Annotated in this window: 18 protein-coding genes; 6 read left to right on the forward strand and 12 right to left on the reverse strand. The window is 47.7% G+C overall.

What is annotated here, in order from left to right; all coding sequences use genetic code 11:
* Positions 1 to 46 precede the first annotated feature (46 nt).
* The 4 genes from C1H71_RS01475 (at position 47) to serB (ending at position 6,719) form a co-directional block, all read left to right on the forward strand.
* Entirely contained in the window at positions 47 to 4,105 is a 4,059-nt protein-coding gene (locus tag C1H71_RS01475) for a DEAD/DEAH box helicase (RefSeq protein WP_130104988.1), read from the forward strand.
* Between the two features lie 165 nt (positions 4,106 to 4,270).
* The gene (locus C1H71_RS01480) at positions 4,271 to 4,966 is read left to right on the forward strand and encodes a YecA/YgfB family protein (RefSeq protein WP_130104989.1); all 696 of its coding nucleotides are present in this window, start codon (positions 4,271 to 4,273) and stop codon (positions 4,964 to 4,966) included.
* A 78-nt stretch (positions 4,967 to 5,044) separates the two neighbouring features.
* The gene (locus C1H71_RS01485; protein WP_130104990.1) at positions 5,045 to 5,806 is read left to right on the forward strand and encodes a substrate-binding periplasmic protein; all 762 of its coding nucleotides are present in this window, start codon (positions 5,045 to 5,047) and stop codon (positions 5,804 to 5,806) included.
* Between the two features lie 73 nt (positions 5,807 to 5,879).
* Positions 5,880 to 6,719, forward strand: coding sequence for a phosphoserine phosphatase SerB (gene serB, locus C1H71_RS01490; RefSeq protein WP_130104991.1), 840 nt, complete (start codon positions 5,880 to 5,882; stop codon positions 6,717 to 6,719).
* Positions 6,720 to 6,765: 46 nt separating this feature from the next.
* Here the strand turns inward: serB and C1H71_RS01495 are convergent, their stop codons facing one another.
* The gene (locus C1H71_RS01495) at positions 6,766 to 7,041 is read right to left on the reverse strand and encodes a hypothetical protein (protein WP_130104992.1); all 276 of its coding nucleotides are present in this window, start codon (positions 7,039 to 7,041) and stop codon (positions 6,766 to 6,768) included.
* Between the two features lie 183 nt (positions 7,042 to 7,224).
* Here C1H71_RS01495 and istA point away from each other — a divergent pair, with 183 nt between their 5' ends.
* Complete coding sequence (istA, locus tag C1H71_RS01500; RefSeq protein WP_130104993.1) at positions 7,225 to 8,745, forward strand: IS21 family transposase; 1,521 nt, start codon at positions 7,225 to 7,227, stop codon at positions 8,743 to 8,745.
* On the forward strand, positions 8,738 to 9,538 hold the full coding sequence (istB, locus tag C1H71_RS01505; protein WP_130104872.1) for an IS21-like element helper ATPase IstB: 801 nt from the start codon (positions 8,738 to 8,740) through the stop codon (positions 9,536 to 9,538). The genes istA and istB overlap by 8 nt, the downstream gene beginning before the upstream one ends.
* Before the next feature lie 127 nt (positions 9,539 to 9,665).
* Here istB and C1H71_RS01510 read toward each other — a convergent pair whose 3' ends face one another.
* From C1H71_RS01510 to C1H71_RS01560, 11 genes are all read right to left on the reverse strand, one after another.
* Positions 9,666 to 10,505 carry a PilC/PilY family type IV pilus protein gene (locus tag C1H71_RS01510; protein ID WP_130104994.1) on the reverse strand — a complete coding sequence of 280 codons (840 nt, stop codon included), beginning with the start codon at positions 10,503 to 10,505 and terminating at the stop codon, positions 9,666 to 9,668.
* A complete protein-coding gene (locus C1H71_RS01515) occupies positions 10,478 to 12,670 on the reverse strand; it encodes a pilus assembly protein (RefSeq protein WP_188053490.1) in 2,193 nt (730 codons plus the stop codon). The genes C1H71_RS01510 and C1H71_RS01515 overlap by 28 nt, the downstream gene beginning before the upstream one ends.
* A 193-nt stretch (positions 12,671 to 12,863) precedes the next feature.
* Positions 12,864 to 13,475 (reverse strand): hypothetical protein, encoded by a 612-nt coding sequence (locus tag C1H71_RS01520; protein WP_130104996.1) that lies wholly within the window; start codon positions 13,473 to 13,475, stop codon positions 12,864 to 12,866.
* 191 nt (positions 13,476 to 13,666) lie between these two features.
* Positions 13,667 to 14,869 carry a PilW family protein gene (locus C1H71_RS01525; RefSeq protein WP_130104997.1) on the reverse strand — a complete coding sequence of 401 codons (1,203 nt, stop codon included), beginning with the start codon at positions 14,867 to 14,869 and terminating at the stop codon, positions 13,667 to 13,669.
* A complete protein-coding gene (locus C1H71_RS01530; RefSeq protein WP_130104998.1) occupies positions 14,838 to 15,347 on the reverse strand; it encodes a type IV pilus modification PilV family protein in 510 nt (169 codons plus the stop codon). Before C1H71_RS01530 ends, C1H71_RS01525 begins: the two co-directional genes overlap by 32 nt.
* Positions 15,348 to 15,350: 3 nt before the next feature.
* A complete protein-coding gene (locus C1H71_RS01535; protein WP_130104999.1) occupies positions 15,351 to 16,019 on the reverse strand; it encodes a GspH/FimT family pseudopilin in 669 nt (222 codons plus the stop codon).
* Entirely contained in the window at positions 16,019 to 16,462 is a 444-nt protein-coding gene (locus C1H71_RS01540) for a type IV pilin protein (RefSeq protein ID WP_130105000.1), read from the reverse strand. The genes C1H71_RS01535 and C1H71_RS01540 overlap by 1 nt, the downstream gene beginning before the upstream one ends.
* A gap of 450 nt (positions 16,463 to 16,912) precedes the next feature.
* The gene (locus C1H71_RS01545) at positions 16,913 to 17,386 is read right to left on the reverse strand and encodes a hypothetical protein (RefSeq protein ID WP_130105001.1); all 474 of its coding nucleotides are present in this window, start codon (positions 17,384 to 17,386) and stop codon (positions 16,913 to 16,915) included.
* Between the two features lie 73 nt (positions 17,387 to 17,459).
* On the reverse strand, positions 17,460 to 19,379 hold the full coding sequence (locus C1H71_RS01550) for a lamin tail domain-containing protein (protein ID WP_130105002.1): 1,920 nt from the start codon (positions 19,377 to 19,379) through the stop codon (positions 17,460 to 17,462).
* Between the two features lie 335 nt (positions 19,380 to 19,714).
* A complete protein-coding gene (locus C1H71_RS01555) occupies positions 19,715 to 21,442 on the reverse strand; it encodes a lamin tail domain-containing protein (RefSeq protein WP_188053492.1) in 1,728 nt (575 codons plus the stop codon).
* Between the two features lie 241 nt (positions 21,443 to 21,683).
* Positions 21,684 to 23,837, reverse strand: coding sequence for a type I secretion system permease/ATPase (locus C1H71_RS01560; RefSeq protein ID WP_130105004.1), 2,154 nt, complete (start codon positions 23,835 to 23,837; stop codon positions 21,684 to 21,686).
* Positions 23,838 to 23,856 lie beyond the last annotated feature (19 nt).

Below are 23,856 nucleotides of genomic sequence, written 5' to 3' on the forward strand. Positions count from 1 at the left end.
GCTGCTCTGGCCATCACTTTAATCCTCACATTACCAACAAGCCACTATGCCGACTTCTCTTCCCGCCATTCATTCCGACGATCTGCCTTTGCTTTACGCTATGGCATTGCTACAAGAGCCGGTCACTCAGGCACGGCTGGTCTTGCTGCTGACGCTACGTAAAGAAAAAATGGCCGATGGCACGGCTTATGATCCACCTAAAATCAAAGCATGCCTTGCCCGTCTGATGCTGCAAAAAGCAATCGCCCTGCAAGTGGGGATGGGCTATGCACTGGAAGATGAACACACTTTTCCAGTGCTATTAAAATTAAAACAAACCGGCTGGCTGCCCAGTTGGGTAGGCAGTTTGCGTGAGCTATTTACCCAGCAGCATGAGTACTCGCCTTGGAAAACCTATGATGCTGAATTTTGCCAGCGTGAAGTCATGTTTGCGGCTTTTTGCGGGCAGCTAGAGCTGCTTGGTGAATGGCGGCAGCGCCTTGGCTTGGCGCATCAGCTCACGCAGCATTTTTTTGAAAGTAGTAGCGGGCAACTGTTATTTTCTTTACTAGATGATGAAATCCAAAGCCAGCTTGTGCACGATGCCTTACTTGATAGCGCATGGAGTTTAAGCGACTGCAACAGCATTTATCACTACGCTTTAAGCATGTTTGAAAACAGCTTTTGCGATTGGCCGCTGCTTTCAGCCCAACTGGCAGCCCATGCGCTGCTGCGGGGCGATCTGGCCCAGCTCAAGCAAATTCAAGCCAAAACACCCGCGCAGTTTTTAGCCGAAAACCTCGCCGCCTTAGCCACATTACGTGGCGAATACGCCATTGCTGTTGAAATTTACGAAGCGCTAATTAAAGCTCACAAACAAGGTAGCGGTAAGCGTAAGTTTTTTTTAGAAAACACCGATGGCTTGCTCTATATTGTGGCGCTCTTAGGCTTGAACAGCCCCGCCAGCTTAAAGCTCGCCAAAGCACAAATTGACGATGGCCATAAGCAAAAGCATGCTTATGCCTACCTTGCACTCAAGCCCTTAAGCGATCATTTGGTGCTAGGCGTACCGCTGATCAGCAGCTCACCTAGCTATGTACACCAACCTAGCGATTGCGATGGCCTCTTTGAAGCACTGGCGCTCTTCTGGCAAGACAGCAATGTAGACGATAGCTGGTGTAAAAAGCTAATCACCGCCCGCAGTAAAGCAGAAAAAAATGGCTACCAATGGATCGCTGCCGAGCTGGATGTACTGATCCACCGCCAATTTGCTAAGCCGCTGGCCTTTCCCGGCTGGCATGCTCAGCAGCAGCTCACCCCACTGGTCTCCGCCATCGTGCGCGAAGAAGGCTGGCAACGCGCACTGGTAGCGCTTAGCCAGCTTAAAGCGGGCAGCGCAGCCAGCACCAGCGATACCCGGATTGCATGGCTAGTTGAAGAAAGCCATGGCGATATCCGTATCGAGCCACGCGAACAAAAGAAAAGCGCCAAAGGCATCTGGAGCAAAGGCCGTGCTGTAGCGCTGCGCCGACTTTTACAAGAGCAAGGCACGCTGGCGGGAATGTCTGACCAAGATAAACGCGTGGCCAGCTGCATCAGAAAATCGTACAACAATTACTACGGCGGCAGCGATTACGAGCTGGATGGCGAAACAGCGCTGGGACATTTAATCGGACATCCTGCACTGTTTTGGCTGGATGCACCCGATGTGCGCATCGACATTGCCAAAGGCGACGTGGCACTACTGCTTAAAGAAAAAAACGGCCAGATCACGCTAGAGCTCGATCCTGATATGGATAGCAACGCGCCATTTATTTGGAAAAAAGAAACCCCAACCCGCTTAGTGATTTACAGCAGCAGCCCAGAAATCAAGCAAATTGCAGGCATTTTGGGTACGGGCCTGGCGGTTCCCGTCGCCGCCAAAGCGCAGCTGGTGGATGTCATTACTGCGATTGCTCCGCATATTGCCATTCACTCTGATCTGCCCGAGCTAGCAGCACATGTGGAATCAGTACCCGCCGATGTCACGCTTTACGCCCATCTTTTGCCCCTGCAAGAAGGCCTGCGTTTGCAGCTCTTAGTGCGCCCAATGGCAGGTGGCAGCTGGATGACGCCCGCTAAAGGCAGTGTAAATGTACTCGGCGAGATCGAAGGCCGTGCCGTGCAGGCCGTGCGGGATTTAAGCCTTGAGAAAAAACGCCTGAAACGCGTAATTGATGCATCCCCTACCTTATCGCAAGCGGAGCAAAATGGTCTGGAGTGGGAGCTATTCCATCCCGAGCTTTGCCTTGAGCTATTAGCCGAGCTAAAAACCTTTGGCGACGATACGCTGCAGCTGGTGTGGCCTGAAGGCGAGCGTTTCCGCCTAAATAGCACCCGTGGCCTTGCGCAAATGTCGCTCACGGTTAAAAAACAAGGCGAATGGTTTGTTGCGGGTGGCGAGCTAACGCTAGACGATGGCCGCGTACTGGCGCTGCGCGAACTCTTGCAAATGATGGATAAAGCCGAAGGCCGCTTCCTGCCATTGGGCGATGGCGATTATCTGGCCCTTACCGAAGCCTTTAAAAAGCGTCTAGATGAATTGCGCGTGCTGGCCGAGATGGGCAAAGACGGGCTAAAAATCAGCGCACTGACCGCGCCACTGCTGGCCGAGCTAGCCGGTGAAGTGGGCGATTTACAAAGCGATGCCGAATGGCAAGCACAAGTGGCTAAGCTTGATTCCCTCGCCGATTTCCAACCAAAAGTGCCCTCCACCCTGCAAGCCGAGCTACGCGACTATCAGCTAGAAGGCTTTCAGTGGCTATCCCGCCTTGCCCGTTGGGGCGTGGGAGCTTGTTTGGCCGATGATATGGGTTTGGGCAAAACCGTACAGTCCCTAGCGCTGCTGCTTACCCGCGCGCCGCAAGGCCCCGCGCTGGTGATTGCCCCGCTATCGGTGGCGCTAAACTGGCAAGCCGAAGCCATCCGCTTTGCACCCACGCTAAAAGTGCAGACTTATCACACCAACCGTGACCTCAGCGATTTAGGCTCATTTGATTTAGTCATCGCTAGCTACGGTATGTTGCAGCAAGATGCAGAGGCCTTTGCGGCTCAGCACTGGCATACCGTGGTATTAGACGAAGCGCAGGCAATTAAAAACGCCGCCACCAAGCGAAGCCAAGCGGCAATGGCGCTCAATGCCGATTTCAAAATGATTGCCAGCGGCACACCCGTAGAAAACCACCTTGGCGAGCTGTGGAATTTATTCCGTTTTATCAACCCTGGCCTGCTTGGATCGAAAGAGCGCTTTGCCGCCAAATTTAGCGGCCCAATAGAGCGTGGTGATAAAACCGCCCGTGGGCATTTGAAAAAACTGATCCAACCGTTTATCCTGCGCCGCACCAAGACGCAAGTGCTCAGCGAATTACCGCCGCGCACCGAAATCACCCTGCAAGTTGAGCTATCCAAAGATGAGCGCCATTTATACGAGGCACTACGCCAAGAAGCAGTAGAAAAGCTCGATGCCGCAGGTGGGGATGAAAACCGCGCCATGCGAGTACTAGCCGAAATCACCCGTTTACGCCGCTTTTGTTGCAATCCTAAGCTGGTACTGCCCACATCCACGCTCACTGCGAGTAAACTCGCCGCCTTTGCAGAAATTACCGAAGAGCTGCTTGAAAACAAGCATAAAGCACTGGTTTTCAGCCAGTTTGTCGATCATCTAGCGATTGTGCGTGAATGGCTGGAAGAAAAAGGCATCAGCTACCAATATCTGGATGGCAGCACACCGATTATGGAGCGCAAAAAACGCGTTGATGCTTTTCAGGCGGGTATTGGCGATGTGTTTTTAATCAGCTTAAAAGCCGGCGGCACCGGCTTAAACCTAACCGCCGCCGATTATGTGATCCACCTAGACCCATGGTGGAATCCAGCGGTGGAAGACCAAGCCTCTGATCGAGCCCATCGTATGGGCCAGCTAAGGCCGGTTACCATTTACCGCCTTGTGGCCAAAGACACCATTGAAGCGCAAATTATTAACCTGCACGCCGAAAAACGCGACCTCGCCGACAGCCTGCTCGAAGGCGGAGAAGCCACAGGCAAAATGGATACCGCAGCGTTGTTGGGGTTGCTACGAGGTGGGAATTAAACCCTTCAACCCCTAACTTCTGTAGACACCGAGATCAGGGGAGAACACAGAGCACACGGAGAAAAAACTATTCTCTCCTTAGGGTTTCTCTGTGTGCTCCGTGTTCTCATTTAGCTCTGTGTCTACAGACCTTTTAGAATTTTTTACACTTATTGGAAATACAGTATGTCAGCACTAAAGCAAGCCGAACTAGAACGCCTAGATGCGTTTTTAATGTCTGAAGCCACTGGCGCAGAAACGATGGATTTGGAAATGCTCGATGGCTTCTTTGTTGCGCTGGCCATCAGCCCAGAACAGGCGCCTGAAGAAGAATGGCTGCCGCATATTTTTGAAGGCCAAGCGCCAGAATTTAAAGACGCGGAAGAAAAAGATGAGATCATCGCCCTGATCCAACGTCACCACGCCGCTATTCAAGCCGCGTTTTCACTGAAAGCGCGCAATAAAGAAACCGAAGAGCCGATGTATGTACCGATCGTGCTGCAAGATGAAGGCATCGATGAAAAATGGCGTGAAATGCTGGGCGCTTACTGGGCATCTGGCTTTAGAGCGGGTATTTTGCTGCGCGAAGACCTCTGGCAAGACACGCTGGATGAAAACGAAGACCTTTACGAAGTCGTCGCCAAGATTCTGACCTTAGAACTAGGCCATCACCCTGATGACGAAGAACAAGTATTAAGCATTAAAGCCCGCGATGCGCTGATTGACGAGCTGCCTTGGCTGATCGAAGACGTGCTGCACTGGTGGCTAAATAAACAATTTGGCAAAGTAGAAACCGTGGTGCATACCCAGCCTAAAATTGGCCGCAATGACCCTTGCAGCTGTGGTAGCGGCAAAAAATTCAAAAAGTGCTGCGGCGCATAAGCCGCTAAATAAGCGCCAAAATCCAGCAAAGAAGAAGAGGCGCGCTATGCTTAAGCTAGAAATTTAGCGAGCCTTATCATGAAAAGCCTCTTTCTTCTGAGCTGCCTCACCCTCTCCCTCTATAGCCCACTCTCTGCAGCCCAAGAAAACGTCAAACTTTGCTTTGATAACGAAGACGCTTATCCCAGCACCTTAAAAAATGGCACAGGTTTAAGTTTTTATCTGCTTAATATGGTTGCTGATCGGCTTAATATCAGCTTCACTTATAAGGCTCTGCCTTGGAAACGCTGCCTTAAAGAAGTACAAGCGGGCAGCTACGATGGCGTTATTGGCATTGCCTATTTGCCAGAGCGGCGCAGCATTGCAGCTTTCCCCATCAATAATCAAGCAGAACCGCAGCACGAATACCGGCTACTCACCACAACCCGCTCGGTTTATCGGCATAAAGACAGCACCAGCTTTTGGGATGGACAGCAGTTCTCCACCTTGCAAGGCCCTGTCGGCGTACAAGCGGGTTATTTAGCCGCCAATATCCTTAAGCAAAAAAAAATTCCTATTGAAGATAGCTCGCAATCGGTGGATGACCTCTTCAGAAAACTAGATATGGGGATCATTCAAATCGCCGTAGCTGAAGAACGCCAGAGCGTTCGCAGCCTAAAATCACATCCAGAATATGCAAAAACCATAGAAAAATTACCCCAGCCCTTTCTAGTCAGCGATTTATTCCTCGCTTTTTCGCATGACTATCAAAAGCGCAAACTCAAACAAAGCCAAGATATTTGGCAAGATATCGAGCGCGTGCGCGAATCTAGTCATTTTAAAAACGTCACCCAAGAATAAAGCCTCTTTTTGCTGCATTGCCCAAGCAAGGTTACAATCAAGCCCCTCGCTAAATACCTGCAGAGAATCTCCTATGTTTCGTCTTGTTATCCAAGCGCCAGAAATTTCCACCCAAAACCTAAAACAACTCGCTCGCCTTGCGGGTGCGCATAGCATCGAGGCCATCCACCAGCAAGCGTTTCGTTTACAAGGTGCAGATATCAGCAATGAAGAAGCTGTGGCGGATTTTTGCGAATCCAATCAGCTCGATTTTGCTTTTATCCCCGAGGAAACCAACGTGCGGGATATTGGCCTTGTGGTGATGGATATGGATTCAACGCTGATCACCATCGAATGCATCGATGAGATTGCCGATATGCAAGGCATAAAAACGCAGGTTTCTGAAATTACCGCCAGCGCCATGCGCGGTGAAATCGACTTTAAAGAAAGCCTCAGCCGCCGTGTAGCGCTGCTGGCAGGCTTAGATGAAAGCGCCTTAGAGCGCGTTTACATCGAACGACTCAAGCTCATGCCTGGCGCAGAGGCCATGCTCAAAGGCTTTCAGGACGCAGGAGCCAAAACGCTATTAATTTCAGGCGGCTTTACCTTCTTTACCGAAAAACTACAAAGCAGGCTGGGGCTATCTCGCGCCATTGCCAATATTTTAGAAATTGAAAATGGCAAACTCACCGGCAAAGTCATCGGCGATATTGTAGATGCAGAGCGCAAACAAGCCGAGCTCATCAAATACCGAGAAGAGCTGGGATTACGCAGCGACCAAGTGGTTGCCATGGGCGACGGAGCCAATGATTTACCCATGCTCAAAGCAGCAGGCTTTGGCGTAGCCTGCCACGCCAAACCGTTAGTACAGCGTGAAGCGCCCTATTGCATTAATCAGGTAGGGTTAGACGGGGTATTGAATTATTTTATTTAACACTTAAAAAACACCACTGCAATTCTCATACAGTGGTGTTTTTTATTTAGCGTACTAGTTCAGTCCAAGAGCTGCGGCGGCCTTTGAGCTGGGAGTTAAGTAAAGCAGGCCCATTGTTTAAAGTGCCATCAGGATTAACCAACTTGCTATCGTCCGTTGGCGTAACAATCGTAGGCACTTGTTTTGGATCTTCAAGCATTTGGTCATTTTGGTTTTTGCCAACGGTAAGATACTGATCGGTTGATGGGTTAGAGCACAGCCAGTCTTTGCTGATATTTAAAGGCAATGTATATTGCCGCCCCACACCGCCTGCAGTACACACGTCACCACCTGGAATACTCGTAGAAAAACGGGCTGTTTCTGCCAGAACAACGGGATCATTGCTAAGCCGTGTTGACGCCGACCGAAAACTGACCCACCACAGCTAGTTCTGCCGATCCAAAATTGACCCAGGTGCTTTACTTATTCTGCTTAACTCTTGAGCAGAGGATAAAAGGTGATCACCATGGAAATGATGGGCAAAATCCGCAGGATGTATTTTCGCGATAATCTGTCGCTGCACGAAATCACCAAGCGCACGGGGCTGGCGCGTAACACTATTCGCGCTTGGGTTCGCAAACCCGCTGCCAAGGCTGAGCCGCAATACGTACGGCAGCGTAAGCCTGGCAAACTGACGCCCTATCATGCCACTCTAGAACAAGCCCTGACTGCCGACTCCTTCCGATCCAAGCAGAATCGTCGCACCGCCAAAGCCTTGTTTGAGCAGATTCAAGCTGAGGGTTATACAGGGGCTTACAGTGGCGTCACTGATTTCGTTCGTGCTTGGCGGGGCAAAGCCGGTAAGACCCCACAGGGTTTTGTGCCCTTGCAATTTGCTTTGGGCGAAGCCTTTCAATTTGATTGGAGTGAGGAGCATCTACTTATTGGTGGTATTTATCGGCGCATTCAAGTTTCCCATCTGAAATTGTGTGCCAGTCGCGCCTTCTGGTTAGTGGCCTATCCCAGTCAAGGGCATGAAATGTTGTTCGATGCGCATACTCGATCCTTTGCGGCTTTAGGGGGTGTGCCGCGCCGAGGCATTTACGACAATATGAAGACCGCTGTTGATAAGGTATTGAAAGGCAAAGGCCGGATCGTGAATGCCCGATTCTCGGTGATGTGCGCCCATTATTTGTTTGATCCCGACTTTTGCAATGTCGCCTCTGGCTGGGAAAAAGGCGTGGTTGAAAAGAATGTCCAAGATAGTCGGCGGCGAATCTGGCTGGAGGCGCAAAGCATCAAGTTCAGTACCTTTGACGCATTGAATGCGTGGCTGGCCGAGCGTTGTCGCGTCTTATGGGGCGTGCTCAGGCATCCCGAATTCAAAGGTCTGAGCATTGCCGAGATGTTGGAGCAAGAGCGTTTAGAAATGATGCCGATGCCGACCCCGTTTGATGGTTACGTTGAGCATCTGGCTCGGGTTTCCAGCACCTGTTTAATCACCGTCGCGCGCAATCGTTACTCGGTGCCTTGTGAATGGTCGCGGCAGCGTGTGAGTGTGCGCTTGTATCCCACGCAAGTTGTGGTGGTGGCGAATAATGAAATCATGGCCCGACATCAGCGGCTGACGGGGCAACAGCAGGTGAGCTTTGATTGGCTGCACTATATTCCGCTGATTGCCCGTAAGCCGGGGGCCTTACGCAATGGTGCGCCCTTTACGTCGATGCCTGCGCCCTTATTGCAGCTCAAGGAAAGGTTGTTACGGCGTAACGGGGGAGACAAGGTGATGGCGCAAGTGCTGGCCACGGTTCCGGTGGCGGGTTTGGATGCAGTACTGGTTGCGGTTGAGTTGGTACTGGAGTCAGGCGTCATCAGCATTGAACACATTTTAAATGTAGTGGCGCGATTGAATGACCCACCGTCCGCTATTAGCGCTGAAACGCAGCTGCAATTAGTAGAAGAACCGCAGGCGAACACCCAGCGTTACGACGGCTTGCGTGCAGCGAGCGAGTTCGACAGCGACCACGAGGAGTCGAGCCATGCATGAGATGAGTGTTGAACTCAAAGCCTTGCGCTTGCATGGGATGGCGGCCGCTTGGCTGGATCTGAAGAGCCAGGGCGGCCAGAGTATGGAAACGTGTGGCTGGCTGATTGAGCATTTATTGCAAGCAGAACACAGCGATCGTAAGGTGCGCTCGATTCAGCATCAAATGAGCGCAGCGAAGTTTCCCGTGCATCGTGATTTAGCGGGATTTGACTTTAGCGCGAGCAAGGCAGATCAAGCACTGGTCAATCAACTGGCGACATTGGCCTTTACCGACACGGCACAAAATACCGTACTGATTGGCGGCCCAGGCACGGGTAAAACACATTTGGCCACGGCGTTAGCGATCGGCGGGATCACGCATCACGGCAAGCGCGGCCGTTTTTATTCGACCGTGGATTTGGTCAATTTACTGGAAAAAGAAAAACGTGAAGGCAAAGCAGGTCGTATTGCACTCGCGCTGATGCGAGTGGATGTGGTGATTTTGGATGAACTGGGCTACTTACCCTTTAGTCAGGCCGGAGGCGCATTGCTGTTTCATTTGTTGTCGAAGCTCTATGAGCACACCAGCGTCATCATCACCACGAATCTGAACTTCTCGGAATGGTCGAGTGTATTTGGCGATGCCAAGATGACGACGGCGTTGTTGGATCGGCTGACGCACCATTGCCACATTGTAGAAACGGGGAATGACTCCTACCGTTTCCAGCACAGCAGCTTAGCAGCAAAAACGAAGATAAAACAAAGGGAGCAAAGCAGAAAGGAGGAAGCGCGTACCGAGGCTGAGCGGTTTTAAGCCGAACCTGAAGGCGTAAAAATAGCGGGTGAGTGGCCCGCTATTTGCTAGACTTATGCACAGTTGCTCCGATAAAAAGCAACGCTCGGCCCTGGGTCAAAATTCGATCGGCAGGGTGGGTCAAATTTCAATCGGCGTGAACACTAAGCCGCTCTTTGGTAAACATCATATCTGCCCGCCAGCCTTTGAGCTGCTGCTTGCATGATAGTAAATCTCCGGCTGGCACTTGATTAGCCGCCCGTTTTAAAGTGATGGTGTCATAATCGGAAGTTGAGCTGCATTTATCCGATAAATTGCCCGTATCTACCGTGTCTATCATCCCTACGCTGCCACCCAGGTTATCTTTAATAGTTTTATCGCAGGTTTTTTCTAAGACCAACGGGCTTAAAGCCGTTGAAGTCCGCAGGGCCGCAAAGCTGTTATCCATAATGGCACTTGCAGGATTCACAATCAGCCCATAAAACGTTTGGGTATCACTGCTTACCATATCGGCCTGATTCAAATAACGCCCCGTACCAAACGTAAGGTAATGCATGGGTGTAGCGCTATTTACATCATGAGGAACAATCACTGGCGCAGTCGTAATTGGCTGGCGTAGTGCATCCGTGCCCGTTTGGGCTACTTTGATCGCTTGGCTGCTGCCATCGCCCAACTTAAAGCGCCAAAGATTACCGGCCAAATCGCCTGCATAAGCCATCAAAATACTATCGTCCACATTTTGACGCTCCATCAATACGCCAATTTTAGCGATGCCACAGCGCCCACCTGCCGTAGTGCCACTATTGACGCAAGACGTTGATAGCGTTTGCTCCAGCGCCCCAGTGCCCGCATTCAGCACAAACACATAGCCCTTGCCATCGCTATTATCGTAACCGCTACTAAGCAGCACTTTCCATTGGCCGTTGAGTTTACCTACCACTGGAAACCCATAAGTTTGCCCTAAGCGAGCATCACTAAAGCTCCACAAAGGCTGGGGACCCTAGGGTTAGTAATATCGAGCGCATAAAACTCACCGCCACCGCCTCTTAAGCCTCCGATGAGAACGGTTTTCCAATTACTGCCCACTTTAATATCCGCAATGGTGGGTGCCCCATCAACGGAGTATTTAAAGTCACGAGTAAAGCTACGGTCAGCCTGCTGCCATAAATTAGGCACAACGCTAGGCGGAATGAACGCCCATTCTTCAGCCCCCGTATCTGCCCTAAAAGCATGCAGCATGCCATCATTGGCAGGGGCATACACCATACCAAGGCGGTTGGTATTGCTGCGCACATAGTCCACATAACCAGCATCGGTATATGATTTATTCGGCTTTTTAACAAAGCTCACCCCACCATGCACAATTGCGCCCAAACGCCCGTTCCGGATGCGATACAAGGAACTCGGGTTCAGTGCTACGGGCTTAAACTCATTGCCCTGATCACCCCGCAGGTAATTAATTAATGCCCCAGAGGTGTTATTTTTTTGCTGCTCACTGCTTAAGCCATTATTAGTATTCAACCTTGCTACACCATTGCTTAAAGCACTGTTAAGTGCGCTATTACTGGTTTTGAAATCAGTCAAGCTATTGCAGGCTGTAGCACTACAGGTGTAAATCTTTCTGTTATCTGGATTCATTGCACCCAGTACATCTTGTGCAGACCAAAGTGGCATTGGGTCCGGCTGTCCTGTTTTTAGATTTAAAGTATTGGCCACTACATTGCCCGACCAAACCACAGTTTTAAAGGAGCTGTAATAAATAGAGCGATCAGCGGCGCTCATAAAAGAGTTAGATACATCGGCAGATCCCACGGAGGCAGTCTTTGCTTCAATATCACTCAGCGCACTCGATAGCCCTGCGGCAACCGCACTCGGGTCTTTGGCGCTAAAGAATTGCCCGCCGCCATTAACCGCCGCATGCCACAGATCATCAATCGTGCTGTCTGTATCCCCCACCACCCTGGGCCAAGGTACATAGCCAGACAAAGGGTCAGGGTAATTCTTGCGGTTTAATGTACCATCCACGCCCAACCCCAGCGTGTAGGTGCGCATCACTTGTCGGCCCTTAGCCCCGCCAGCAAAAGCCTCTACGCCTGGCGTGTTGTTCTCCATACTTGGACGAATATCATTTTTAAAATAATGCATTGCCACATCGGCCAGGGTATTAGCCTGCCGGTTAGGATCCCTCATCGGCAATGGAATATCTGCTCCTGCATCCGTATCCCCAACATTGACCTCATCTCCCGATTTATTCCAATAACCATCAGTAGTCAGAATCGTAAAATTCTGCTGGCAAGTGTATTGCATAGGGTCTGTCACACTTGAGGAAGGCATTTTTCCTGAATAAATCAGGCCAATGGTATTGAGCGCTTTTTTTAATGGCGTGCCACCTACGGGTGGAGTGGCATAAAGTAAGCTGTACCAGTTATTTTTTTGGCTATTGTCATAGGTATTGATATTTAAAAAACTATTGCGGTCATAATTTGATCTTAAAAGCTTATTAATAGATGAATAACCCACACGGTAGCGATCACCAACTGGGGCAAATGCAATACCTACGCTGGACTTCATCATCAGCATACGGGTGCGGTAATAACTAAACCAGTTAGCAAAATTCGGCTGTTCAGCGGGGTTAATTAACTTTTTTTCCCACAATTGATTGTATGAGGCTCTATCGCAATCATTTTTTGAAGGGGCACCATTTTTAAAATTATAATAGTAAGCAGCTTGCAATGAATCATTACCACCATTTCCACTACCTACATTATCATAGGCAAAAAATTGATTTGCTAAATTATATGTAATTTTATTTGATGGCCCACCTCTACGCCCCGTATCAAAACCATCGTACGAGGCATTATTAAACGATGCATTGGGCATACTACTACCATCTGCTTTGACGGGCGCAGCATAAACCGTACTAGGGTTGTAATAAACGGTATTACATTGCGCATTTCTATAACTGGGTTTACCTTTATTTGAACTGGTCGAATCAGGCATAAAACTCCACGCCATAGAGCCTGAATCATCAATTACAAACATGACATTTGGCTTAGCATCCCCGATACTTAATGTGGATAAAGGTTGATCTGCTGTCTGGGCAGCAAGTGCATTTACACTCAAGCCCAAAATACAAAAGGCAATTTTTTTCATCACTTTCTCCGTAGAAACTAAGCGGGGCATTAAATAAACTGATAGGGTGCAATAACGACTACCGATAAAAATCACAAATAATTTTTTTTATCTTTATGCAAAGGAAACAAACTCCAGCATTTATTATTTAATAATTAGAGTGTATTCAATCAGCACCAAACCACGATCATTGATATTTCTTTGCACGCCAGTATTAATACAAGGTGCTCTGATAAAAACTCACGGTATCTTTAGGGCCTTGCACCCTTACCGTAATCTGATAAGTCATCTGATAAATAGACTTACTTTCTTGTGCGCTAGGTGACATTTTTTGCAAATCACAAGCACTGTCATTTGGGGTTTTACGGCCTGCTGTTTTGCAATTTCTTTGAATAAAATAGGCTACGCTATAGCCATTAGCATTACTGGTTTTAGCTATTCCAGTACTTTGAGCCAGCGCCGTATTCCCACTACTTGGATTTGCCCACACCCACGCCACGTCATCGGCCCAATGATTACCCTCAACAGGGGTATCAATATTTATTGGGCTATAACCATTGGCTCTAGATTCCTGATCTAACGTACGCGGCTGGCGTATTGACGTTGCCACCAGCCAATATCTTGCTTTCTCCAGCGCCACATCGGCCGCCGCCGTGGTTCCTTGGCGCAAAGCTAAATTATTGGCCAATTGATTGGTGGCTATCATTGAACGCACCAAGGCAATCGATCCTAAACTCATGACCACCAGTACAATCAAAGCAATCAGTAAAACCAAACCCGTTTGTTTTAAAACTAAGCCTCGTTTAACACTTGATGAAATTGGCATATCTACTCGCTATTTGTATTAAGTTGTGCTGCATAAGCAATATTTAAAACGCTTAAATTATTACTTGGGCATTAAGTATTTCCATTTATATCTACTCATTTTATTGATGTACCACAACTTTAAAGCCATAAAGAAGCAACTTCAGCCTGCCATGCCTCATCAATCTAGGTAGCTAAAAGCCTCATTTGTGCTTATTTAATTAAATCAGGCTGATTTAATATCAATTGATTACGCAGTGGTACAACGGTTTCATGCACGCTATAGCGATAGCACTTCCAATCTGTATTACTGCCCAAGGTATTCTCAGGCTCGGAAAAATATCCTCCAGCCCATTTAAATTTTTGTCCACTTTTTGTGGCACTACACTGCCCATTTCGATCAGGTTTTTCTGCATAAGCGGAGCGTACTAAGACGGCATAACGAATTGCAATGAGCTGCTTCCATGTTTTATGATCCGATGGGGTTGTATTGGTCCACTTTTGCACCGTATTCGCAATATGATCAGCACCAGAGCCTGTATCCAGCCCATATTCTGCTTTTAGCTGAACGATATTTTCAGTCGTGGTTTTCCACTTTCCATCTAAAGCAGTTTTCCCATCTAAGGCATCTTGGCTAATTAAGCTGCCATCGCTCAAATTACTTGCCCCATTGCACCCATTTGGATTGCCAGATTGATATGCGCAATAGCTTCTGCGCACCATAGAGCCAAAATTCATTAAGCGAGTGGTACTTAAAGGCAGGGATTCTGGAAATGGCGCATTTTGATTACGGCTATTCCATGCATTATCCCTATGCCCTAAAGCAAAATCCTTGGTAGATATGGGCCGATTGCCAGCGGGGCAATTACCATTGGTGCAAGTCACTTGAAACAAGGGGCAGTTTGCCGCAGAGCCAGAGCCTGAATCCGGCCAAATGACCACTAAATCATTGGCTTTATACTGCCCAGCCAGTAGTATATTGGCAAACTGATCATCACCATTACTATGATTTGTGGCCTCACCAAATAAAGCAGGCATTCCACCCGCATTAGAATTGCCATATAAAATAGTTATGCGATCTGAACGCGCACCACGGTCAATCAGCACCGGCACAAGTGGAAAATTACTAAATTGTGAATTAATTGATACCACATTACAATTAAGAGCCCTATTTATACTAATACCATAACCTGCACGCTCTAAATCTTTTTGGATTTGAATAACAGCAATCCCACCACTGCTTTGGGCATTGCCATTACCTAATGTGGAGCGGCGAAATCCCTCGCTACTATTAAATGTTTGATAAATAGCCACCGAGGCAAGTAAAGCGATGACCATAGAAACCATCATCTCAATCAGACCAAAACCAGATTCGCGCTGCATCTTAGCTACCACACAATAAGTGGATTGTTTCATAAGGATTATTGTTTTCACTGATCGTTTTAATATCGGCAATACTGATTGCTTGGTTTGATCCGGCAAGCTCGCCTTCCTTAACCCCAGTATTGGCCCCGCGTGCCACAGGCCATGCAATTGAGATGGTTGCCCTTCTTGAGCAAGGGGTACTGCCCGCACTATTGGCCTGAATTTCCACCTTACACTGAGCACCGCTAAGGTTAGCCTGCACGGCCTCTGCCCATAATGCTGCTGGCCCTGCTTTGGCCCCGCTGCAGCTGGTCATTTGAAAATCGTCCAGATTATCCATACTGACTCGCATCTCCCCATCCAAACGCTGAATCAACTGTGTGGCGGTAGTACGAGTGCTACTGCTGCTGGCGTGGCGCATTGCATTGCCTTGTAAGGCCATTAAGGCCAATACACCAAATGAAAAAATACTGATGCCGATTAGGCACTCAAGCAGCATCGAGCCGCGTTGCTGATGACGACTCATCATCGCTTAACTCCTTACACAGGTAGCAGGATTGCTTTCAGGCGCATCTGGCATGCACAGGCGAGCATTGCCGCCCTCATCAACACGCAGACAAATACGGGCAGGGTTTTTTACAGTGCTGTTACCGGCGGGGGCTCTATCGCAATCAGCCAGCAACGCTCTTTGGGCGGTATCCGCCACGATCAAGGTGAGCGGTGAATGCGCCCGCCCTAAGGCATCAAAGCGAAGCAGCGTTTGATCAGCTTGCAAATTAAAGCGCGCCGAATTGCCTTCAGCCACGTTTTTCCCATCTATATAAGGATAACGGGGGGCTTTATTAGTGGGCTCCGTATTGATATTGACGCAATCTGGACAGGCCCGAATCAACCACGCGCTGCCATTGCTACTTTGAGTCACCGCATTGGCTTGGCGATTGTTGGCCCCCACCTGATCATTGGTGAGCAGCAGCTCAACATAACCATTACGTTTAATCGCTTCGGATCTGGCTTGCTGCACAGCACTTTGAAATGACTCTGCATAGGTACGCAGCTCAGTGCCTTTTATCCAGCCTTGAAATGAAAGCCCCGCCAACGCAATAAGGATGCCAAAAATCAAAAGCGTAATCATCAGCTCAATCAGCGTGAAGCCTTGCTCTTGGGATGACTTATTTTGATATGACTTATTGATCAGCATCATCAGCAACCTGACTTCTTGCTAATCCAGCAGCTATCGCTTGGTGTCCAGCCGCTGGGTGCGGCAAGCGTAGCCTTGATGCCTTGGTCATCAAGGCTCAGGATAAAGCCGTTCATTCTCCCTATACCCTGAGCAGTAAGGGTGTATTGATTGGCTTGTAAATCACTGCAATCAAGATTAAAACTTTCTGAGCCCACCGCATCTTGTTTACATTGAAAGCCAAGATACGTGCGGTTATTCATAAAAAATTGCTCAAGCTGCACACGGCGCTCGCTCAGCTTACTTTGTGGCTCAAGCAGCCTGCTGCGCATGACATAATCTTGATAACTGGGCACGGCAATACTCGCCAAAATCCCAATAATTGCTACGGTAATCATGACTTCAATCAGAGTAAAACCACGGGTATGCTGCATAAATGCCTCTTTCAGATAAACCAAGGCAATCATGCAGCCATATCTTTACAAGGTTCTACTATCGGTATTTAGGTATTGATTTAATTTAAGCATTGATTTATATGAGCAGTATCAAATATCCTGAAAAATGGCTAGACAGGCCAATTAAAATGACATGCAATTTAATTGAATGATGATTTATGGGGTATTCAGGCCACTACATGCAATTGGTTTATGCGTAACAAATTAGTAATTATTACAAATAGTGTTATCTTTTTTATTTGTTGCAAAAAAATTACAGTATTTATACACGCTATTATCTGCAATATTATTTTTCCATACCCATTTAGAATAAAAAGCTATTCTTAATTATGCTTATTAATCAAAAATAACTTCGGCATAAATCAATTACACATTTTATGCCATTACTCTAAAGCTCACTCAAAGGTTAGGCATTAGCTGCTTTATATCGCTAAGAAAACGTAATACGCATCAAACACTCACTTAACAGCGCCCCTTGCGCGGTAAATAGCGCAGCCAGTCTGCTTTGATTTGTGCTTCTTGCGCCATACCAGACACCACCTTCGGCGCTTCATGCGTTGCAAGCAGGCGTAAACACCAGCTTGCACCAGCCTGATCTTTCATCCGCATTTTGCTTAAAAACGGCTGATTTTCATCACCTTGCACTAACAACGCCTTGCCATCTTTAAAGCCCAATCGCCAGCCATCTTGCACGGTAGTCCCTGCGTAGCCGCCCGCAATCAACTCCAGCCAAGGCTGATCGCCATTTAGTAATCGCAAACGGCTCACAGGCCCCGCAGGGTGTGGCGCGCGTTCTACGAGCAGCAGCGTCCCTTTAGGCAAGGCACGCCAAGCCAGCGGCCAAGGCGCGACCACCGCCTCGCCTTCCGCCAGCGTAAAGTAAGCTCCCCCTGCTTTCAGCCCTGCCGATTGCACCTCCCCCGAGAGGGGCTTCATCGTACTGGCGCCACTGATTTGCAGCGCCGCCCCTTGGGCAAAACCGCTTGAAAAAAGAGCAAGAAACAGCCACTTAGTGCACACGATGCACCGCCGACATGAAGCTTGCTGATGGTGCTTTTTCTACTGACCAGCGCTGTTTATCGTTCAATATCGGATTGACTGCAGCCACGTTGATACTCCCTTTCATTGATGCCCCGCTATTGCCCTTGGCAACACGCGCAAAGGCTAAAGTAAGATTACCCCAGTCATTGTAGTCACATAAAAACGTCTTATTGCCATCATTATTCAGATCTAAGGCATACCTTAACTGATTCAATTGCCCATCTAAATTCCAATCCGCATAAATACCCAACGAGCCTCTACCTATCATGGCTAATTCATTAAGATTACTCTCATTGAGATCGTCTCCCGATCCATCCGAATAATCAATTCGAAAATCTCGGCTGCATGGGCCTGCTTCTAATTTGCATAAGTCATCCCAACCAAACCCATTGGCTTCTTTAGCAAAAAAATAACGCTCTACTGCTGATAATATTTTAGGATTACTACCTAAGCCCATTAATTGGTAAAGGTAATTCATCGTACTATAGTAATTGGGCTTATTATTTAACACCTCATCACCACCATGATCTAAACCTAAGTTGTGACCTAATTCGTGCATAATGGTTGCCGCTTGGAAATTTATTAATACATTCTGCTCATTTACACTATCTGTATTCAACGCCCAATCACCCAAAGTAACGACCATGTCATTACCAAACAATTCAGCAAATCCTGAATGGCTAAATTGACCATCCTTATTCAGGGAGTTTGCCATCAACAAATAATGGAACACTTGCTTGCGGCGGATATCCATACTCTGGTCTTTGTAATCATAGATTGATGCACAATCCAATTGATCATCCAAACCTATACAGCGATGATAACCCACTTTATTATTTATACTGACAAGGCTACCGCCCAAATTAAACATTGCGGGGTTAAATTCATCGCTATACAAAGTGCCCGAATCAAAATGCACCGAAATATTGCGTGCTTTAAATGCATCTACCACTTTTTGCATCGCTTCTTTAGTAGGCAAAATACCTGGATCAGTCGATTTCATATGATCGATTTGAATAAAGATATCTGGCTGACCGACTCTGGCCCCCATTGCATAATAATCAAGCCCTGTAAATGTGCCGCCCGCGACTTCTGCACTATCAGGAATACCATCCTTATCATGATCTACTGCCGTTTCCGCGACATCATTAGGCCCAGCAGGCGTAGCAAAAGGAACCAAAGCCCAATCTTGCTTACTATGCGAATTAACCTTCATCTCACCGCGCCGCACCAAGGCGTGGCCATACGAGAGAGGCATCGCCGCCACATTACTACCAGACCATGCACTGGCAGACAGCGGTGCCGCTAAACTATTGCCAAAGCGAACGAAATCAAGCGTTACGCCATCATTAACCAGCTCTACAGCACCATTGTCATCCCAATAAGGTGTGCTCGTCACGTTTCCAACATACACAATTTGACGGGTATTTAACCTAGTTTCACGAGGTATTTTCCCTGCTACCAGCAAATAAGCACCCGCCTTAATCTCTCTATTGGGTAAATAAAACGATTCCATCGTGACCTGCCAAGAAGCCCCTGCCGCCCGTACACTTACCCCATCTAAAGAAATATCCTGAGTACTGCTGTTGTAAATCTCAAGCCATGCGCCCTTCCCATCTTGATAATTACTAGAAACCTCAGAAATCAGCAAATCTCCAAGCGAGGGAGGGCCCGCAGCAGGATTAGGCGTTGCTGCGCCTGAAAGCACCTCGGGGATACTTCCAGGTAAAAGCACAGGTGTTCGCGTTGGGACAATGACAGAGGGGGGCGCACTGACTACTGACACAGCACTGACAGATTCTCCGTCCGAGCCACCGCCACATGCACTCAAAATTAAACATAAACTGGATAAATAAATACCATAGCACTGAAGACGATCGTGATTCATTTACTCTTCTCCTGGAGAATGGCTGATCAAAAAAACCAGCCTCGTTGTAGGAAATTAAGCATTCACTAATGCACGATCAGATTACATAAAAATTATCGCAAAACCAAATTATTATTCATATCATCAATATATAAATACTTATTTTTTGTGAAAAAACAATAAAGTGTTATTTTTATATTTTAAAATAGAAAAAACACAACATTGCCTATATTTTTATATGTAATGGGAATGGCGAAAGTTACGCGCCAAAAGAATGTTTCTGGAGCAGGAAAAAGAATAAATCAGTGCATCAGCCTGCTAGGTGTGCCTTTAGACAAGGCACACCTGCTAGCCACTTAATGCACACGACGCACCGCCGCCATAAAGCCTGCTGAAGGCGCTATTTCTACCGACCAGCGCTGCTTGTCGTTTAAAATAGGATTAATTGCCATTACGCTTGCACTACGCTTCATCGACGCCCCGCTATTGCCACTTGGCGCACGCGCAAAGGCTAAAATAAGATTATCCCAATCATTGTAGTCATATAAATATGTTTTATTGCCATCATCATTCAGGTCTAAGGCATAACTTAAGTGATTCAATTGCCCATCTAAATTCCAATCCGCATAAGTGCCCAGCGAGCCTCTGCCTATCATCTCTGATTCATTAAGACTGTATTCATTCAACGGGTGACCCGATCCATCCGAATAATCAATTCGAAAATCTCGGCTGCATGGGCCTGCTTCTAATTTGCATACGTCATTCCAATCAAACCCATTGGCTTTTTTATCAAAAAAATAACGCTCTACCACTGATAATGTTCTAGGATTACTCCCTAAACCCATTAATTGATAAAGGTAATTCATCGTACTATAGTAATTGGGCTTATTATTTAGCGCATCACGACCACCATGATCCAAGCCTAGATTGTGACCTAGCTCGTGCATGATGGTTGCCGCTTGAAAATTAACTAATTTATTGAGCTCATTTTCACTCGACGTATTTAAACCCCAATCACCGAGGGTGACGGCAAGATCATTACCCACAATCTCAGCATAACCAGAAGAGCTAGATTTACCATCCTCTTCTTGGGAATTTGCCATCAGTAAATAATGAAACACCTGCTTACGGCAAATATCCATGCTCTTATCTTTATAATCATAGATCGAGGCACAATTCAATTGATCCCCCATCCCTAAGCACTGATGGTAATCCACTTTATTATTTTTACTAATACGGCTTCCGCCCAAATTAAATAGCGCTGGATTAAAATCATGGCTATATAAAGTGCCCGAATCAAAATGCACAGCAATATTACGTGCTTTAAACGCATCAACCACTTTTTGCATTGACTCTTTCGCTGGCAAAATCCCTTGATCAGTGGATTTCATATGATCAATTTGGATAAAGATATCTGGCTGAGCGACCCTTGCGCCCATTGCATAATAATCAATCCCCGCATAGGTGCCGCCCGCTACTTCTGCGCTATCTGGAATGCCGTCCTTATCGTTATCAATGGCCGTTACCGCAACATCATTAGGGCCGCCAGGTGTAGAAAAAGGAATAAGAACCCAATTTCCCGCCTCACGTACTAAAGATTGTCCATAAGAAGGCTGAATCAATACATGATTGCCCCATGAAGCTCCAGCGCTTAGAGGAATTGCTTTACTATTCCCAAAACGAATAAAATCCTGGGTAACACCGTCTTTGATCAATTCAAGAGCAGCATCACCCCCCGATAAAGATATATTGCTAAAATCATCGAGATACACAATTTGATCTGTATTGACTTGAGAACGATGATTTTTTTCTGCAAGCACTAAATAGCGCCCCGCTTTAAGCCGTATATCTCTAGGAAAATCATATTGAACCGTAGAAAAGCCAGTTGCGCGCACATTAAAACCATTCAAAGAAACATCCAAGGGGCCACTATTGTAAAGTTCAACCCACGTCCCTAAACCATCCGCATGGTCAGATGATATTTCAGAAATAAAAACAGAGCCTGGGCGAGGTAAGTCACCAGAGGAAGAGGATAGGCTGGAGGACGACGAAGTGCCCCCACCACCACATGCAGATAAAATCAAACATAAACCTAAAGATATGAAAAGATAACAGCCTTGCTGCAAACAACAATTTCTCATTTTAAATCCTAAAATCACGAAAGCCGCAATTCAACGTGGCAGCTTATCGGATCTTACAACAAAAATCTTTCAACCTTTCTACAGATCACAAACTATCAACTCACATTGCAATATCCCCCTCTCCTTAGCTCTCATTACCCTAAGTAAAGAATAATGAGAGGCAACACCTTTAAATCAAAAATAGTTAACCGGCCTGCATCGCATGAAGCCGCGCATAATAACCATCCGGCTTTTTCACCAGCTCCTGATGTGGCCCTTCCTCCACAATCTGCCCTCTATCCATTGCCACAATCCGATGCGCATCCCGCACCGACGATAAACGATGGGCAATAATCAGTACCGTGCGCCCTTGGCATATGGCTTTCATATTGTTTTGGATAATCCGCTCTGATTCATAATCCAGCGCACTGGTGGCTTCATCAAAAATCAAGATTCGTGGATTACTGACTAAGGCACGGGCAATGGCGACGCGTTGTTTTTGCCCGCCAGATAAGCCACTGCCATGCTCGCCAACCACGGTATCGTAGCCCTCTGGCAGCTCAACGATAAAATCGTGCGCGCCAGCAAGCTTGGCGGCATGAATCACTCTATCCATGCCCATACCCGGATCAACCAAGGCGATATTGTCGCGAATGCTGCGGTTAAACAGCAGATTCTCTTGTAAAACCACGCCAATCTGGCGGCGTAGCCATGCCGGATCGGCCAAGCCTAAATCAATGCCATCAATCAGTACTCGGCCACGTTCTGGCACATACAGCCTTTGCAAGAGTTTAGTCAGCGTGCTTTTGCCGGAGCCAGAACGCCCCACAATGCCAATGACTTCACCGGCTTTGATGCTTAAATTAATACCACGCAAGATTTCCGGGCCATCGGCGCGGTAGCGAAAATGCACTTGATCAAATTCAATCTGGCCAATAATGGCGGGCAATTGCGCCCGGCTCTGATTAATTTCACTGCGAGTATTTAAGATGTCCCCCAAGCGCTGCATCGAGATACCCACCTGCTGAAAATCCTGCCACAGCTGCGCTAAACGCATCACGGGGCTCGCCACTCGGCCTGCTAGCATATTGAAGGCAATGAGCTGGCCCACTGTCAATTTCCCTTCAATCACCAGCTTCGCCCCCATCCACATAGTGGCTACGGTGACGATTTTTTGAATAAGATTGACACCTTGGCTGCCGATATTCGCCAGATTAGCAACTTTAAAACCCGCCGCCACATAAGCCGCCAACTGCTGATCCCAGCGGCGAGTGACTTGTGGTTCTACCGCCATTGATTTAACGGTTTCAATCCCACTGACCATTTCTACAAGGAAGGATTGATTTTCTGCACCACGGGAAAACTTCTCATCTAAGCGGGCTTTTAATATCGGGGTAATTAAGACTGATAGGCCGATATAGCAGGGTAAAGATATCAGCACAATTAAGGTGAGCCACCAGCTGTAGTAAGCCATCACCGCCAGAAACACCACCGAGAAAAACAGATCCAGCACCGAAGTCAGCGCCTGGCCAGTCAAGAAATTACGGATGTTTTCTAGCTCGCGTACCCGCGCCACCGAATCCCCAACCCGCCGCGCCTGAAAATAGGCCAAAGGCAAGGCCAGCAAATGGCGAAACAGCTTAGCGCCTAACTCCACATCAATCCGATTGGTGGTGTGGCTAAAAACATAGGTACGCAGCCCAGTCATCCCCACTTCAAACAAAGAAATCACCAATAGGCCAATGGCAATCACGTCCAGCGTGGTAACGCCATGGTGCACCAGCACCTTATCCATCACTACCTGAAAAAACAGCGGCGTCGCCAAGGCCAAGAGCTGTAAGAAAAATGACACCAACAGCACTTCGCCGAGTAATTTTCGATACTTCACCACGGCAGGGATAAACCATGAGAAATCAAAACGGGCCAAATCGCCTGCCAAACTAGCGCGGGATGTAAACAAAATCAGCCGACCGGACCATAAAGCCTGCCACTCTTGCTGAGAGCAAGACTGTGGCCGGCCGCTTTGCGGATCATGAAATAACACGGCAGGATCGCTATTGGCATCCACCTTGGCCAAAATCACCCAGCTGCCATCTAAGCGCTGCGCCATCGCAGGCAAAGGGGTGCGATCCAAGCGATCAAAATGGGTATCCACTGCCTTGGCTTTTAATGCTGATTGTTTGGCCGCACGCAATACATCGGATTCACTTAACAGGCCTGATGCACCCGCAAACTGATGTTTAATTTGTTCCGGCTCAATCGCCACTTGATGAAAACGCGCCAGCATAATCAGGCACGCTAAAGCAGAATCAAAAGCAGGTGCTTCTGCAGAAGATTCAGGTGAGTCTAGGAGTTTCATTGCATTTTCTACTTCAGAA

Source organism: Iodobacter fluviatilis (assembly GCF_004194535.1).
In the GTDB taxonomy this organism is placed as follows: domain Bacteria; phylum Pseudomonadota; class Gammaproteobacteria; order Burkholderiales; family Chitinibacteraceae; genus Iodobacter; species Iodobacter fluviatilis_A.

What these genes read in the sequence shown, in the direction of transcription:
- C1H71_RS01475 (WP_130104988.1), top strand. Translation starts at nt 47, where the DNA reads ATGCCGACTTCTCTTCCCGCCATTCATTCCGACGATCTGCCTTTGCTT.
- C1H71_RS01480 (WP_130104989.1), top strand. Translation starts at nt 4,271, where the DNA reads ATGTCAGCACTAAAGCAAGCCGAACTAGAACGCCTAGATGCGTTTTTA.
- C1H71_RS01485 (WP_130104990.1), top strand. Translation starts at nt 5,045, where the DNA reads ATGAAAAGCCTCTTTCTTCTGAGCTGCCTCACCCTCTCCCTCTATAGC.
- serB (WP_130104991.1), top strand. Translation starts at nt 5,880, where the DNA reads ATGTTTCGTCTTGTTATCCAAGCGCCAGAAATTTCCACCCAAAACCTA.
- istA (WP_130104993.1), top strand. Translation starts at nt 7,225, where the DNA reads ATGGAAATGATGGGCAAAATCCGCAGGATGTATTTTCGCGATAATCTG.
- istB (WP_130104872.1), top strand. Translation starts at nt 8,738, where the DNA reads ATGCATGAGATGAGTGTTGAACTCAAAGCCTTGCGCTTGCATGGGATG.
- C1H71_RS01515 (WP_188053490.1), bottom strand. Translation starts at nt 12,670, where the DNA reads ATGAAAAAAATTGCCTTTTGTATTTTGGGCTTGAGTGTAAATGCACTT.
- C1H71_RS01520 (WP_130104996.1), bottom strand. Translation starts at nt 13,475, where the DNA reads ATGCCAATTTCATCAAGTGTTAAACGAGGCTTAGTTTTAAAACAAACG.
- C1H71_RS01525 (WP_130104997.1), bottom strand. Translation starts at nt 14,869, where the DNA reads ATGAAACAATCCACTTATTGTGTGGTAGCTAAGATGCAGCGCGAATCT.
- C1H71_RS01530 (WP_130104998.1), bottom strand. Translation starts at nt 15,347, where the DNA reads ATGATGAGTCGTCATCAGCAACGCGGCTCGATGCTGCTTGAGTGCCTA.
- C1H71_RS01535 (WP_130104999.1), bottom strand. Translation starts at nt 16,019, where the DNA reads ATGATGCTGATCAATAAGTCATATCAAAATAAGTCATCCCAAGAGCAA.
- C1H71_RS01540 (WP_130105000.1), bottom strand. Translation starts at nt 16,462, where the DNA reads ATGATTGCCTTGGTTTATCTGAAAGAGGCATTTATGCAGCATACCCGT.
- C1H71_RS01545 (WP_130105001.1), bottom strand. Translation starts at nt 17,386, where the DNA reads ATGAAGCCCCTCTCGGGGGAGGTGCAATCGGCAGGGCTGAAAGCAGGG.
- C1H71_RS01550 (WP_130105002.1), bottom strand. Translation starts at nt 19,379, where the DNA reads ATGAATCACGATCGTCTTCAGTGCTATGGTATTTATTTATCCAGTTTA.
- C1H71_RS01560 (WP_130105004.1), bottom strand. Translation starts at nt 23,837, where the DNA reads ATGAAACTCCTAGACTCACCTGAATCTTCTGCAGAAGCACCTGCTTTT.